We start from the raw sequence: 16665 nt of genomic DNA on the forward strand, positions 1-16665 counted from the left end.
TATTAACTTTTTTGTTGTGCAATTTGTATTATATAATCTGCTATACCTTCTATTGTTCCCAAATAATCAGGAGTAACGGCTGCAATTGCCGATCGAGGCATGTAAGCTGATTCAGCTGTTTCTGGATCTTGAACAACTGCAAGACCTCCATAATCCTTTATCTTTTTAAGACCTTTTGCGCCATCATGATTAGCACCTGTTAAAATGATACCAATCAATGTGTTTTTATAGGCTTCGGCAGCAGATTCAAACAATACATCAATAGAAGGTCTGGCAAAATTTACGCGTTCATCAATAGTAAGCGAAAAAGTTTTGTTTTTTTCAATGAGCAAATGGTAATTGGGCGGTGCGATGTAAATAGTTCCTTTTTCAATTTTTTCTTTTTCATCTGCTTCTTTAATTTGAATTAGATATTTTGAATTCAAAATTTTAATCCATTCGCTATCGGAGTGTGGTCCTAAATGTTGTACTATAATTATTGGTAAACAAAAATCAACAGGTAAAGCTGAAAATATAATTTTCAAAGCACTCATACCACCCGACGAAACGCCTATTACAATTGCTTGGTACTGCATTTTAGTATTTTTTTTTGAAAATACGTTGCTTGGGGTCTAACTCACTGTAGTGCGCAAAGTAATCTGTAAACTGGATACTTTCCTTAGAACCTAAAGCTAAAATACCTCCATTAATTAAACTATCATAGAAAAGTGTCTGAACTTTATTTTGCAAATTTTGATTAAAATAAATTAACACATTCCGACACAACAATAAATTCACTTCAGCAAAAACGCTGTCTGTTACTAAATTATGATTGGCCCAAACAATATTTTTTTTTAATGATTGGTTCATAATTACATTATCATAATGAGAAGTATAATAATTTGAGAACGATTCTTTACCGCCAGATAATTGGTAATTTGCTGTATATTCTTTTATTAATTTATTAGAAAAAATACCTTCTTTGGCACTATTCAAAGCTGATTGGTTAAAATCAGTAGCGTATATTGTAGTTCGGTCATACAAACCTTCTTCTTGTAATAAAATAGCCATAGAATATGCTTCTTCACCAGAGGCGCAACCTGCATGCCATATTTTTATGAATGGGTATGTTTTTAAGATGGGAATTACTTTTTCTCGCAAAGACTTGTAAAAAACGGGATCCCTAAACATTTCGGTTACTGTAATTGATAAATCCTGCAAAAGTTCTGAGACGAATAGATCATCATTTAAAACCATTGATTGCATTTGAGCTATATCTTTAATACCCGAAATATTCATTCTATTGGTAATCCTTCGTCTAATATGAGCTTGAGAATATTCTCTGAAATCATAACCATATTTCCTAAAGATGGCTTCTAACAACAATGAAATTTCGAGATCTGATGTATTTGTATGGTGCATTTATAAATATTTTTGGTTTTATTTCAACCAAATCCCGGGATGATATTCATCTAAATAAAATTAAAATATGCTTTTTGTATAAAGCCTATTTTACATGCGATCCATGTACCAGTTCAATTCTTTTTGCATTTTTTGATACTGAAAAATTGAGGTTATAATTTTTTGTAAACGAACAAAAGCAGTTTCACTCTTTACCACATAATCAAAAGCTTTATGATGCATACAGTTAATAGCAACTTCTATTTTATCCTGAGAGGACAGCATAATTACAGGAATTTCAGGATTAAACTCTTTCACCTTATCTAAGGTTTCAAGTCCATTCATTGCATTGACTACAATTCCATCAAGTTGATAATCTAATATGACAACATCTGGATTATTTGATAAATTCGCAATACATAATTCTCCAGTGGGGTATGTTTCAATTAAAAAATCGGCATTGTCTAAAAAATCAATTTCTAAAGATTTTAAAAATAGTGCGTCATCGTCTACTAGGAAGATCTTTACTTTAGTTTCATTTTCCATTATATGGTATTTTTATTATAAGTGTATTTTTTTTGCTAATTATGCAACTTTTGTTTGTTTTCAATATAATTATAGAAGTACTAAAATAAAATTTCGACAATTTTGAAATCTACGAAATTAATGAACCTAGTTATCTACTTTGTAGTAAATACGAAATCGAGCATTTTTGTACTTAAATATCTTTATAGTTTAATGATTTTTTACTTTTCCATAAAAAAATCAAACTATTTTTTAAGACCAATTTCCTCTATTGGATTCCGTCTTTTGTCTTTTAGTTGTTTAAAATGTGACGGAGATAATCCAGTAACTTTTTTAAATTGGCTTGATAAGTGCGCTACACTGCTGTAGTTCATTTTCCAAGCAATTTCAGTAATGTTCAATTCACCATAAATAATCAATTCTTTTATTCTTTCCGTTTTATGAGAAATAATAAATTGCTCGATTGTAGTACCTTGAACTTCTGAAAATAAGTTGGAGAGATAGGTGTAATCATGATTCAATTGTTGACTCAGATAATCAGAAAAATTAATTTTTATATTTTCTGTCGAGTGATGAACCATTTGAATGATTACATTTTTGATCTTCTCGATTAGCATGGATTTTTTATCATCCATTAATTCTAATCCAGAGTCTAAAAGAGCCGATTTTAATTGAAGACGTTGATCCATAGTTATGTTTTCCATGATTTCAACCTCGCCTAAATCGACAACCATATAGTGTAAATGGAGTTTTTTTAACTCTTCTTTAACCGCCATTTTGCAGCGATTGCTTACCATGTATTTAATGTATAGTTTCAAATTTATTTTTTTAACAGATTATGTAAATTTCTAAAATAAGGCATTAAAATGACTTACATAACTTTAAGAATAATTTACAAAATTCACAGATTGTTAACAACAGAATTGTACCAATAGTATTAAGATTTACTAACGAAATGCAACTGCTTTTGATAAACTATTTTAAATCAAGATGAAACATAAGCGGTAAATACTTTGACAACAAAACAAGGCAGATAGCATTTAATAGAATTTAGTGTTGCATCAAGAATGTTTTTTAACAATTAAAAATAATTATTTATACAATTACTAATCAATACGTTGTTTTGCACTCGTATTTTATAGTACAGTATTTATTTTGAAAAAGAATCTACCCAATCGAGAGATTTAATAGCTGTAACTTTATTTTCTACATTCATTGAAACACGAAGTTCTTTATTGGCTACTTTTTTTGAATACATCGCTTTGTATCTAAAAATTGTTGTTTTATCGTAATTGTTTTTATACACTTCAACGAGTTCTAAATCTTTGAAAGTGCCATAATATTGACGAAATCGAGTACAGGTTTTTGTCAAGCGTTCCTCTGTTGTGTTTTGTATAACGGATGCTGTTGCCTCAGTTGTATTAAACGGTTTAAACTTTGATGTATTACAAGTCATCAAAACTCTCTTACCCAAGTCGTACGCTTTATCTTTTTGTAAATCATCTATTTCTGTAAAACTAATTTTTTCAAAATTAGCTTTTTTGGGTTCCTCTACGGCTGTTTTTTTTGATTTACAACCAATAAGCAGTAACAGACTGAATACAATAAGTATTTTTTTCATTTTAAGTAATTTTTAATAATAAGTTAGGATCTGGACAATTTTTTAGATAAAATGCCAAATTACTTTTACTACAAACTCCAGGATAATCTCCAAATGAGTTTGAGATGTCGGCAATAATTTGAAAATGCAAATGAGGCGCGTAATCTCCATTTACCGATGCATCACCTAAAGTCGCTATTTTTTGACCTTTTAGAAAAACGGTGCCAATCTCAATTCCATCAATACTTTCTAACGACAAATGCCCATATAAAGTATAAAATTTATGATCTTCAATTTTATGTTCTAAAATAATTGTAGGACCGTAGTCTCCTAATCCAGTATTATAATTAAAACTATGAACAAAACCATCTACAGCTGCTAGAACGGCAGTACCTGCTTTTATCCATAAGTCTAATCCAATGTGTATGTTTCGCTCTTCAGTTGTTGTATCGTTGAAAATCCCACTTCGTTTGTACAAATTTCTAATTTCATTGTACCCCCCAAAAGCCACTTTTGCATTATTTTCACTTAAATAATTTTCTATATAAGTTTCAAAATCAGTAGCATTATCTATGTTTTGTTTTTTAAAAATTTCATTATTTATAGAAATATCCAATGGAATATATTGATTATAATCAATTGTAGCATCTATAATTTTAACATTTTCAAGGTTTTGTAATATATTTTCTAGTACTTTCATTTATAATTTATTTTTTTAAAACACTAAATTAAAATAATAATGCCAACATAAAGAGATTACGTTGGCATTATTTAGTTAATTTACTTTTCTAATCTATCATTTTTCTCCTTTTTAAGTGAGAACGTTATTTACATTTCACTTTTCAAAAAAAAGCTAGCAGTTATTTTACAGCTAATAACGCTACAAATTCAATTACTGGATCTTTAGAGAGTAGGGTGCCAGCATTTGCCATCAATGCCTCAGCAATTTTGCCCTCAAGATGTGCTTTTCTTCCTTCTTCTGTTTCAAAAGTATCAAAAATTCCAAAAGTAGAAGTTCCTATTTGCCAACCGTACCAATTTACTGTTTCTGGCTCGTCCAAAACTAGTGGTAACGCGCTTTTTAAAAATGCAGCAACTTCCTCTTCTTTTCCAGGTTTAGCTTCTAGTCGAGCTAATAAGGCATATTTTTCCATTGTGTTTTTTTTAGAACTTAAAAATACAATTAATCCTTATCAGATTGAAATAGTTTAACTTTTGTTTACTACTATATTTATGCTTTATATGACTCCAAATCAGATAGAGGTAGCCATAAAAAATCCTAACTGTTGCCAGTTAGGATCATTCATTATTAATGTGGTCTAAACTAATATAAACTAGGAAACTTAACAGGATTTACTTCATTCATCATTTCATAAACTTTTTCAAAAATGTCTTCAGATGAAGGTTTAGAGAAATAATCTCCGTCTGTCCCATAAGCAGGTCTATGGGCTTTTGCAGTCAAAGTTTGTGGTTTGCTGTCTAAATAATTGTAGGCGTCTTGTTGTTCTATGATTTGTTGTAAAATATAAGCTGAAGCTCCACCAGGAACATCTTCGTCAATTACTAATAGGCGATTTGTTTTAGCAATACTTTTTACAACATCTTGGTTCACATCAAATGGGAGCAATGATTGTAAGTCGATAATCTCACAATCGATACCTACTTCTAAGAGTTCATTTGCTGCTTGCTGAACTAAGCGCAATGTAGATCCATAGGAAACTAATGTAATGTCTGTTCCTTCTTTTAGTGTTTCTACAACACCAATTGGCGTTTTAAACTCACCGTAGTTCAATGGCATTTTTTCTTTCAATCGGTACCCATTCAAGCATTCGATTACCAAAGCCGGTTCATCACATTCGAGCAAACTATTATAAAAACCAGCTGCTTGCGTCATATTTCTAGGTACTAAGACATGAATCCCTCTTATTGCGTTGATGATCATTCCCATAGGAGATCCAGAATGCCAAATTCCCTCTAAACGATGGCCACGTGTTCGTATAATTAATGGTGCTTTTTGTTTGCCTACAGTTCGGTATCTGAGTGTAGCTAAGTCATCACTCATGATTTGTATCGCATACAATAAATAATCTAAATACTGTATTTCAGCAATTGGTCGCAAGCCACGCAAAGCCATACCAATTCCTTGTCCTAATATAGTAGCCTCACGTATTCCCACATCGGCAACGCGTAACTCACCGTATTTTTCTTGCATTCCTTCCAGTCCTTGGTTTACGTCACCAATAGCTCCTGCATCCTCACCAAAGATTAGTGTTTCGGGATATTTGGTAAAAATAGCATCAAAATTATCGCGTAAAATCATACGTCCATCAGTATCTTCTTTTGCATTTTCTGGATATTCAGGTAATACTTTTTCTACAGAAAAAACATTTAAATCGGTTTCTGAAAAAAGATTGCTGCTAAATTTTTCTTGTGTTTTTGTAGTGTACGAACTAATCCATTGAGATAGTTCTTCTTTACCGTTTTCATTTTGAATTAATCGCAATACTTTACGTGCTACAACCAAAATTTCCTTTTTCAAAGGTGATTTAATCCCTTTTAAATCGGTGATAAATTGTACAATACGATCTTTATTTTTACTTGTTGCAGCTAGCTTTTCTAGCAATCCAACTAGTTGTTTTTGTTCTTCAACAATAGGTTCTATAAATGCATTCCATGCCGCTTTTTTAGCTTCTAAAACTTCTTTTTTAGCATTAGCATCAATAGCATCAATTTCCTCGGGAGAGGCAATGTTGATGGCGATCATCCATAGTTTCATTTGGCGAATACAATCGAAATCTCTTTCCCAAGCCAAACGATTGGCATCTTTATATCGTTCGTGAGATCCAGAACTTGAATGTCCTTGTGGCTGGGTTAATTCGTTGACATGGATCAAAACAGGAACGTGGTTTTCACGAGCAATTGCAGCTGCTTTCTCATAAGTAGCTACTAAGTCTGCGTAATCCCAACCTTTAACTCTCAATATTTCATAACCATTGGTCCCATCTTCTCTCTGATATCCTTTTAGAATCTCTGAAATATTTTCTTTGGTTGTTTGGTGCTTTGCATGTACAGAAATTCCGTATTCGTCATCCCAAACACTCATAACCATTGGTACTTGTAATACACCTGCAGCGTTTATGGTTTCAAAAAACAATCCTTCGGATGTACTGGCGTTACCTATGGTTCCCCAAGCAATTTCATTTCCTTGATCAGAGAAATTTGCAGCATTAGGAATTCCAGAAATTTGTCTGTATATCTTGGAGGCTTGGGCAAGTCCTAATAATCTTGGCATTTGTCCTGCCGTTGGCGATATATCTGAACTTGAATTTTTTTGTTGTGTCAAGTTTTTCCAGCTTCCATCTTCATTTAAACTATGAGTAGCAAAGTGGCCACCCATTTGCCTTCCTGCAGACATAGGTTCTTGTACCACATCAGTATGACCATACAAACCAGCAAAAAATTGTTGCATTGTCAACTCTCCAATTGCCATCATAAAAGTTTGGTCGCGGTAGTAACCAGATCGGAAGTCACCATTCTTGAAGGCTTTTGCCATGGCTAGTTGTGGTACTTCTTTCCCATCACCAAAAATGCCAAATTTAGCTTTTCCAGTCAATACTTCTTTACGTCCCAAAAGGCTGCATTCTCTACTCGTTATTGCTAACGTGTAGTCACTCAGTACTTCGGTTTTGAAATCTTCAAATGTCAATGTAGTATTGGTTTGTTCTTTTATCATAATTGAAAAGTATAACTTATTAAGGCAAATTTACTTAAAAACTAGTTATTTTCATAATTCTCTAAAAAAATAAAATTAAAATTTAGTAATTAATTCTAATAAAATGAACTGTATTTTTTTTACATGTGTAATTTTTATACCGTATTAATGAGAATAATTTAAAAAATAATTAAAATCTATATTGAATTAGAACCATTTTCGATTAAAAAGATTGATTAATGTTTTAGGAGAGAACGTTACTATGAATCGTATTTTCTCGTTGTAATTATTTTGTGCTATTTCCCATCCATTGGAAGAATATACCGGAAAATACAGCTCAAAGTAGTCTGTTACCAGATTCAGTCTTACGCCACTGTCGTAAATAAACTGCTCTTTTTGGTTTTTATTTTTTAGCAATCCAACATCTCCATAAATTTCAATCCAATTCCAAATACTCACACTAGCATTTAAACTGCTAATCCATTGATTTGCATAAGGTGTTTTTATTTTTGATTTAAAACCACCTTCTGCCAAAATGAATTGTTGACTATATAAACCAGTACTTTCTGAACGTCCTAAATAGTTATAATCAAACAAGTAATCAGTAGGTCGGTCTGCTGCATAACTAAAAAAATCAGATGCAGTTTTATTGTACAAGAAACTTCCAGCATAGAAGCGTAAATTAATTTGGCGGTTGTTTTCAAAAAGCTTTCTGTATTCAATTTCGCCATTTATTTTTCCAAACTCACCTGATATTTGAACATCAGTATTAAAATTAAAATGATTTGTAACCTCGGTTTTGGTGTTTAAATACCGCGCATTAAAAATAGAGTAGTTGGCAGGTCCGTTGTCAATTACAAAAGCGCTCTTTTCCCGATTTACTAGCACTTGTCTAAATAAAATTAATTGTTTTCTATTGTCTCTAAAATTAGGCTCTCGGATGCGCAATTGAACCATTGGATTTAGTTTAAGATAGGAAGCATCTTGTGCATAATGAAAGTAAGAACCACTCATGGAATACCTCACATTAAATAAGGTACTGTTTCGATAATTTTGATTTACTGCAATTGAACCTGATCCTGATACGTTATTAGACCTAGTAGAATAGGATGGATTAATATCAAAAGTAAAGGGTTTATCGAGAATTGTTTTATTATGCAATCGCAATCCGGGTGTTATTCCATCATACAAGTTATAAGAAATGGAGGGGACATACAATATTTGATTGTAATAGGGATCTTCTAAATCCTTCATAAAAACAAACTTTATGGGTCTATTATTCGGAAAAAAACCATTTAGTTTTTTCCAGTTATTTCTTAAATTAAATTCGGGAACCTCATTTTTTAGATTCAAAATTATTTTATCTGCCCCATTTCTCTTTAGCGTAAAAGTGCTATCACGTGTTGTTATATCCAACCATTCTTTAAAAACTACAGTACCTTTTTTTGTACCATAAACGGGGATTGGAATTAGAGTTCCTGTACGATTTTTTATTGAGAAAGTGATGCTGTCATTGGTTTTTGCTACACTAGAAAATTTATAATCTATAATGTCTCTGGAATCAATAATCGTTTTAAAAAACCAATTAATATCTTTATCTGTATTTGATTTTAGTATGGTTTCAAAATCTATTCTAGAAACTTGTTTGACCTGATTTTGAATATAAAATTGTTTGATGCTGTTAGGTACAACATTTTTTTGTGCATAGGAATCTAGAAATCGCAAACTCAAACCAGATCTATATTTACTGGCTATTTGTTCATTGAATTTGATCAAAGTATTCTTTGAATCTCCAAGTGGCTGATCCAAATTTCTTCGCGCCATTAACATATAAAAATAACTGTATTGCTCATTAAAACTAATATTAGCAATATTAAAACTATTTAAAAGACGCATATTAGATAGGCTGCCCATCATTTTAGCTTCAGGGTGATTTTCATCCATATATTTCATCATGGCATATACCTGCAAACCATCATAGATCCAGTTGTCTTTTCTTGGGTCTAATTTTAAACTAGTTTTAAGATATTCATTAAGATAGGTTTTCAGGAATTTAATTTCAAAAATAAATTCATCTGGAAACGGACTGATAAACGCTGGCAATTGATTCAAACCATAAAACGGATTTCTGTCATAATCTGTCTGCGAAACGATAATTTTGTCGTGAGGATATTTGCCTATTAATTCGTTTGCAAAATTCACAACTCGATCTATTACAATTGCTTTTTGAATGGCGTCTAACTTATTATTTTTTAAATTATTCAATACTTCTACACTGCTATTTTTAAAACTTTCAAAATTTAATTTAGGTTCAATGATAAGATTGAAATTGGTTCTATTTTCGCCTGATAATTGACAACTTGTAAACGTTGCGTAATTAACTGATTTACTGATATTTAAATCAGAAATAGCTTCTAAGTTTTTAGGAATATTTAATTCAATTTGAAAACTAGTGGTAGCATTAGCAATATCATCTAAATTAATATTGCTGTATCTTATAAATTGATGATTTTCATAACGGGCTGGAGTCAAAAACCAGTTTTTTAGAGTAATAACTCCATTAGAACTATATCCGTATTTTGTAAACTTATCACTAGGAATTTTAGTCAAGTACGAGAGAAATAAGGTGATTTTCTGATTGGGAAGTAGTTTTTCTTTCAATTTAATTTCAATTAAATCGGGATTTTTCTCGGTTCTTTCCCAAGATAAATCCATTTTATTTGCATCCAAAATAGAGATATTTGTGGTACTTCCTCGTTCTTCCTCTTTGGCCAAATGGAAACCTCTATAAAATTCATCCGAAAAACGTTTGGCTAGTGGTGTGTTTTTATTAGAATAGGCGTTGTTCCAATCGTTTAAAACAATCGACGTCAAAGTGTCATTCGATTGATTAAAAAATGTAATTTCTTGCTGTGTACGTATTGTTTTAGTACTGGAATTCAGTTCAACTACCATTTTAGAATGATGTTGTGCTTGCATTTTTATTGAAAATAATACAAGAAAGATATATATCGTAATTTTAAAAAGTAGATTCAAGTGCTTGGATAAATTATATTAAAAAATAAATATACTTTTTTTTAGATTAGAATTGGAAAAAAAATTACCACAAAAAAAAGCTGTCGATTGAGACAGCTTATTTGTTAGAAATTTGGAGATAAATTATACTTTTTATAAAACTTATCGAGGACGTCAACCACTTCATCTTCAGTATCTACAATTTTAAATAAATTCAAATCCTCGGCACTTACGGTGTGTTCTCTTTCTACCAAAACGGTTTTTATCCAATCCATTAATCCAGACCAAAAACTGGATCCGACTAATATAATTGGGAATTTAGCAATTTTTTTTGTTTGTATTAAGGTCATGGCTTCAAACAATTCATCCATAGTTCCAAAACCTCCGGGCATCACCACAAATCCTTGCGAATATTTGACAAACATTACTTTTCGAACAAAGAAATAATCAAAATTTAAATTTTTATCGTTGTCAATATACGGGTTGTAATGCTGCTCAAACGGCAGTTCAATATTCAATCCTACCGAAGTTCCGCCACCTAGATGTGCGCCTTTATTCCCGGCTTCCATAATTCCCGGTCCACCGCCGGTAATCACACCATAACCAGCTTTACTGATTTTATAAGCAATTTTTTCTGCTAATAAATAATATTTATCTTCGGGTTTTGTTCTAGCAGAACCAAAAATACTCACACACGGACCTATACGTCCCATACTTTCATACCCATTAACAAACTCGGCCATGATTTTAAAAATGGCCCAACTGTCATTGGTTCTAATCTCGTTCCAAGTCTTTTGTTTTAATCGGTCTTGGATTACTTTATCCTCGTCATTGTCAAAATCTTCTAATCTCATATGCTGTATTTTAATTATCTATTCTATTTTTTTTGGAGCTTTATCCTGCTGTCCGTTTTATCTTTTTATTTTTTAAAGAAAAAAATAAAAAGGATGCCACTTCCATCAGGGCTAAAAATCAAGCCTACTAAAGTAATCCTTTTTTATAACTGTAAAGAACGGTTCATGTAGTTTTTTATCTAAAGTTACTATTGCGACAATTTTCTAACTTTTTATTCCCCTCTTTTGGAGGGGTGCCCGCAGGGTGGGGTGGTTTTTAGTCCTACATTTTCAAAAGTTAATAGCTTAATTACCAAATTCTACAACAATATATTGCTCTAGCTCCTTCATCACATTATTCAAATCATGTTTTATCCTTAAATCAGATATTCGATACACCTTTAATCCTAAAGATAGTAGATATTCTTCTCTTTTTTGGTTGTATTGTTCTTTATTGTCATGGCTTGAACCGTCAATTTCGATTACCAACCCTAAGGTTTTTACATAAAAATCTACTATGTAGTTACCTATAATTCTTTGTCTGTCAAAATCTATTTTCCAAAATATACCTTTATGAACTTGCAACCAAAAAATTACTTCTGATAGCACTCCTGCTTTGCGCAGTGCTCTAGCCCTAGATTTTAAGTTTATGTTGTAGGGTAAGTTTTCGATGAAATTTCTATAAATGGGTTGTGAATTTATAGATGCAGTTATCTCGCGAGTACTTTCCATACGATTTGCTTTTTTCACATTCCCTTGATAGTAAAGGTTACAATTTAGTTGGTGCCATTACAAGACGTCAATTTATATAAAAAAGCTATTTTTTGCAAAAATTAAAATATTTAAAAACCACCCCGCCCGCCGCGGCGGGCACCCCTCCAAAGGAGTGGAATTACAGCAACTCTTTCTTTAAAAATTGTGCAGTATAGCTTTTTTTATTTTTTGCAACTTCCTCAGGAGTTCCTTTGGCAATTAGCTGTCCGCCACCTTTTCCACCTTCAGGACCGATGTCTATAATGTAATCGGCTAGTTTAATCACATCCATATTGTGCTCGATAATTAATATCGTATTGCCTTTATCGACCAGTTTGTTAATCACTTCCATTAAAACTCTAATATCCTCAAAATGCAATCCCGTTGTGGGTTCGTCTAAGATGTAAAAGGTATTTCCAGTATCTTTTTTAGACAATTCTCCAGCCAGTTTAATTCGTTGTGCTTCACCTCCAGAAAGTGTGGTACTTTGTTGGCCAAGTGTAATGTAGCCCAAACCAACATCTTGTATGGTTTTTACTTTTCTATATATTTTCGGAATCATTTCAAAAAACGGAACCGCTTCATCAACCGTCATATTCAACACATCCGAAATGGATTTTCCTTTGTATCGAATTTCCAATGTTTCTCTATTAAAACGTTTTCCTTGGCACGTTTCACATTCTACATACACATCTGGTAAAAAGTTCATCTCAATTGTTCGAACACCAGATCCTTCGCAGGTTTCACAGCGTCCGCCTTTTACATTAAAACTAAAACGTCCCGCTTTGTATCCCCGAATCATACTTTCAGAGGTCATCGTAAACAGATTTCTAATTTCTGTAAAAACTTCGGTGTACGTGGCAGGATTAGAGCGTGGCGTTCTACCAATAGGGCTTTGGTCAATATCAATAACTTTATCAATATGTTCCAATCCTTCTATTTTTTTGTACGGTTGCGGTTTTTTGACACCATTAAAATAAAAGGCATTCAAAATAGGGTAGAGCGTTTCATTGATCAAAGTCGATTTTCCACTTCCTGAAACTCCCGTCACACAAATCATTTTGCCCAAAGGCAATTCTATTGAAACATTTTTTAAGTTGTTTCCTGTTGCTCCGGTTAGTTTTAGGAATTTTCCATTTCCTTCACGGCGCTTTGCAGGAACTTCAATTTTCATTTCGCCATTCATGTACATCGCTGTAATAGTATGGTGTTTCAAGATTTCCGCAGGTGTTCCTTTACTGATGATTTCACCACCGTATTTCCCGGCTTTTGGACCAATGTCAATCACATAATCGGCGCGTTCAATCATGTCTTTGTCATGCTCGACTACAATTACCGAGTTTCCAATATCACGTAATTGTTCCAGCGAATGAATTAATTTTTCGTTATCTCTTTGGTGTAAACCAATACTTGGCTCGTCCAAAATATATAAAACACCTACCAACTGCGAACCAATTTGAGTTGCCAAACGAATACGTTGTGCCTCACCACCAGAAAGAGATTTGGAGCTTCGGCTTAAAGCCAAATAATTCAAGCCTACATTCATCAAAAAGTTTAGTCGATCCTTAATTTCTTTGATTACTTCCGTCGCAATACGCTTCTGTTTATCAGATAAATGACTGTCTAAATCATGAAACCAAGCCGTCAAATCCGAAATGTCCATATCGCACAGTTCGGTAATATTTTTTTCATTGATTTTAAAGAACTGCGCTTCTTTTTTCAAACGGGAACCTTCACAAACCGGACATTTTATTTCGTCCATAAATTCCTTTGCCCAACGTTTTATGCTTGTGGAACCACTTTCATCATGTTGGTTTTTTATGAAATGCGAAATCCCTTCAAAATCAATTTTGTATTCTCTCGCAACTCCTAAATCTTTAGAATTAATGGTGAATTTTTCTTTGCCACCATTCAAAATCATTTCCATAGCTTCCTCCGAAATGGTGTTAACTGCATCCGTCAATTTGAAGCCAAATTTTTCACCAATAATTTCTAATTGCTTAAATATCCAAGAGCTTTTGTATTCGCCCAATGGAGCAAAACCACCTGCTTTTATAGATAATTTTGGATTTGGAATAATCTTCTTTGGGTTTATTTCATTTACCGTTCCCAAGCCGTTGCAATGGTCACAAGCGCCTTTTGGTGAATTGAAAGAAAATAAATTGGGTTCCGGATTCTGATACGATATTCCAGTACTTGGACACATCAAATTCCGACTAAAAAACCGAACTTCATTAGAATCTTGGTCTAAAACCATCAATACATTTTCACCTTGATTCATGGCCGTATTGATGCTTTCTGTTAACCGTTTTTCGTTTTCTAGAGTATCATCAATCACCATTCTATCCACAACAATTTCTATATCGTGTGTTTTGTAACGGTCTAATTTCATTCCTAAAGTTATATCCAATACATCACCGTTTACACGAACTTTAAGGAAACCCTGTTTGGCAATTTGTTGAAAAAGTTCTGCATAATGTCCTTTTCTGGCTCGAATCACAGGCGCTAGTATATTGATGCGTTTTCCTGAAAAATCCTGAATAATCAAATCTTTGATTTGCTCGTCAGAGTAAGAAACCATTTTCTCGCCACTGTTGTAACTGTACGCATCGGCACCACGTGCATAAAGCAAACGTAAGAAATCATAAATTTCAGTAATCGTTCCTACAGTGGAACGCGGACTTTTACTAGTCGTTTTTTGTTCAATAGCAATTACAGGAGAAAGTCCGTCAATTTTATCAACATCTGGTCTTTCTAAACCACCCAAAAACTGACGCGCATAAGCCGAAAACGTTTCTACATAACGGCGTTGCCCTTCGGCATATATGGTATCAAAAGCTAAGGAGGATTTCCCAGAACCCGAAAGACCGGTAATTACAACCAGTTTTTCTCTTGGAATGGAAACATCTATATTTTTTAAGTTGTGCACGCGAGCGCCTTGAACTTCAATGGTATTGTCTTTGTCTAGCATAATTTTTTGCAAAAAAGCAAAGTTACCATTTTGAATTGTTCTTTTGATGTAACAGTTTAGAAGTTTGTGTTAAAATGGGAGATTAAAATTTATTCAATAGTCATTGATCTTAATTTTGTTCTATACGCTTCAAGCGCAACAGATTTAGAAATAAAGCCAAAATATTTTCCCTCTTTAAGCACAGGTAAAAAAGCTTTTTTTGATTTTTCAAATTTATTCATGACCATTTCCATACTGTCATCAGGAGAAATGATTTCTGTAGGTTCTGTCATTATTTCTCTGACCAAAGTGTATTTTACGCGATAAGTATTGAATATTATTTCTCGAATATCATTAAAATGAACAATTCCTAATAAGTTCTTTTCAGAATCAACGACTGCAAATATCACTTGATTAGAGTGAGATATTAAATCGACCAGTCTCTCTAAATTTTCAGTAGGGGAAACCGTCAAATAGTCGGTTTGTATGATAGAAGTAGTCTCTAAAGTCGAAAGGATATTGGTATCTTTATTGCTGGTAAACGCATGACCTTTTTTGGCTAAATTCTTAACATCCATCGAATGTTTTTCAAATCGTTTTGAAATTGCAAAACTAATGGAAGCCACAATCATCAAAGGAATCATCAAGTTATAGCCACCTGTAATCTCTGCAATTAAGAAAATTGCAGTCAAGGGTGCGTGAAACAAACCACTTAAAATCCCCGCCATTCCAACCAATGTAAAATTACTAACAGGCAATTTAGTAAGTCCTGTCAGATTTATAAATTTAGAGAAAAAGAAACCAACGTAAGATCCTAGAAATAGGGAAGGAGCAAAATTACCTCCGTTTCCACCGCTGCCTAAAGTAATTCCTGTTGCAAAAACTTTCAGCATCATAGTCAATCCTACAAATACCAATAAAGCCCAGCTGTTGTCTCGAAAACCACTAAATAATGTGTTCTCCAATAATTTCCCCGGATCGTTATCAGATAATGTTTTGATACTTTCATAACCTTCTCCAAAAAGCGTTGGAAAAATAAAAATAAGAATGGCTAAAATCGAAGAACCAAACAAGGCCTTTTTATAGGGTGATAATTTAAGACTTTCAAAAAATTGTTCCACTTTCTGGAAATTACGGGAATAATAAACAGATATGAATCCAGTAAATAAACCTAATAAGATATAGAAAATAATATTATGATAATCAAAATTTTGTTGCTGTTTGAACGACAATAAAATTTCTTCATCTAATGCAATTACAGAAACCAAAGCACCTGTTGCAGCAGCAATCATAATGGGGGTAAAGGCTGCAATACTCACATCTACAAGTAATACTTCGATAGCAAATAAAACCCCGGCAATAGGTGCATTAAAGGCTGCGGCAATTCCTGCAGCAACACCACAACCTATGAGAAGCGTTCGGTCCTTATAGCTTAATTTATATTTTTGGGCATAATTCGATCCAAAAGCGGCTCCTGTAATTACAATAGGGCTTTCTAAACCCGCTGACCCCCCTAAACCAACAGTTAACGAACTGGTTACAATTTGGGCATACATTTGTTTTTTTGGAATTATACTTGCTTTTTTGGCAACAGCATATAAAATCTGAGAAGTCCCTTTTTGGATCGTCCCTCCCAGAACTTTTTTGACTACCAATACAGTCAATACAATACCAATTATCGGCAAAATACTATTAAGGAATCCTAATTTTAATATTCCACTGACATACGTAGCAAACGAAAAAACCCAATGCGCAAAAGTTTTTAAAACAATTACAGCAAATGCCGCCGAAATTCCAACTAAAACCGCTGATAAAAAGATAAATTGCTTCGGCGTCAACATGGATTGCGCAAAAGCTATTATGGTTTCTAATTTGGAAATATATTTTTTGAACATGA

At 33.0% G+C, this 16665-nt stretch carries 13 protein-coding genes; all 13 read right to left on the bottom strand.

Translation table 11 applies throughout. The features are described 5' to 3' along the window. Positions 1–2 precede the first annotated feature (2 nt). The 13 genes from AC061C_RS01035 to AC061C_RS01095 all read right to left on the bottom strand — a co-directional run bounded on the left by AC061C_RS01035 (position 3) and on the right by AC061C_RS01095 (position 16663). Positions 3–575: a chemotaxis protein CheB gene (locus AC061C_RS01035; protein WP_478289654.1), complete on the bottom strand. Its 573-nt coding sequence runs from the start codon at positions 573–575 to the stop codon at positions 3–5. 1 nt (position 576) lies between these two features. Continuing rightward, entirely contained in the window at positions 577–1401 is an 825-nt protein-coding gene (locus tag AC061C_RS01040) for a CheR family methyltransferase (RefSeq protein ID WP_478289655.1), read from the bottom strand. Positions 1402–1491: 90 nt separating this feature from the next. Then, on the bottom strand, positions 1492–1926 hold the full coding sequence (locus AC061C_RS01045; protein WP_478289656.1) for a response regulator: 435 nt from the start codon (positions 1924–1926) through the stop codon (positions 1492–1494). 224 nt (positions 1927–2150) lie between these two features. Beyond that, positions 2151–2702, bottom strand: coding sequence for a helix-turn-helix domain-containing protein (locus tag AC061C_RS01050; protein WP_309755739.1), 552 nt, complete (start codon positions 2700–2702; stop codon positions 2151–2153). A 353-nt stretch (positions 2703–3055) separates the two neighbouring features. Then, positions 3056–3526 (bottom strand): hypothetical protein, encoded by a 471-nt coding sequence (locus tag AC061C_RS01055; protein WP_478289657.1) that lies wholly within the window; start codon positions 3524–3526, stop codon positions 3056–3058. A 1-nt stretch (position 3527) separates the two neighbouring features. Continuing rightward, the gene (locus AC061C_RS01060; protein ID WP_478289658.1) at positions 3528–4205 is read right to left on the bottom strand and encodes a peptidoglycan DD-metalloendopeptidase family protein; all 678 of its coding nucleotides are present in this window, start codon (positions 4203–4205) and stop codon (positions 3528–3530) included. Positions 4206–4365: 160 nt separating this feature from the next. Beyond that, positions 4366–4659 carry a putative quinol monooxygenase gene (locus AC061C_RS01065; protein WP_417978697.1) on the bottom strand — a complete coding sequence of 98 codons (294 nt, stop codon included), beginning with the start codon at positions 4657–4659 and terminating at the stop codon, positions 4366–4368. A 170-nt stretch (positions 4660–4829) separates the two neighbouring features. After that, on the bottom strand, positions 4830–7238 hold the full coding sequence (locus AC061C_RS01070; RefSeq protein ID WP_478289659.1) for an alpha-ketoacid dehydrogenase subunit alpha/beta: 2409 nt from the start codon (positions 7236–7238) through the stop codon (positions 4830–4832). Positions 7239–7424: 186 nt separating this feature from the next. Further along, positions 7425–10196, bottom strand: coding sequence for a gluzincin family metallopeptidase (locus tag AC061C_RS01075; RefSeq protein ID WP_478289660.1), 2772 nt, complete (start codon positions 10194–10196; stop codon positions 7425–7427). A gap of 161 nt (positions 10197–10357) precedes the next feature. Next, complete coding sequence (locus AC061C_RS01080; protein WP_478289661.1) at positions 10358–11086, bottom strand: LOG family protein; 729 nt, start codon at positions 11084–11086, stop codon at positions 10358–10360. Between the two features lie 285 nt (positions 11087–11371). Next, positions 11372–11797 (bottom strand): endonuclease domain-containing protein, encoded by a 426-nt coding sequence (locus AC061C_RS01085; RefSeq protein WP_478289662.1) that lies wholly within the window; start codon positions 11795–11797, stop codon positions 11372–11374. Between the two features lie 160 nt (positions 11798–11957). After that, a complete protein-coding gene (gene uvrA / locus AC061C_RS01090) occupies positions 11958–14789 on the bottom strand; it encodes an excinuclease ABC subunit UvrA (protein WP_478289663.1) in 2832 nt (943 codons plus the stop codon). An 89-nt stretch (positions 14790–14878) separates the two neighbouring features. Then, positions 14879–16663: a chloride channel protein gene (locus tag AC061C_RS01095; protein WP_478289664.1), complete on the bottom strand. Its 1785-nt coding sequence runs from the start codon at positions 16661–16663 to the stop codon at positions 14879–14881. Positions 16664–16665 lie beyond the last annotated feature (2 nt).

It is taken from the genome of Flavobacterium sp. GNP010, assembly GCF_056428945.1.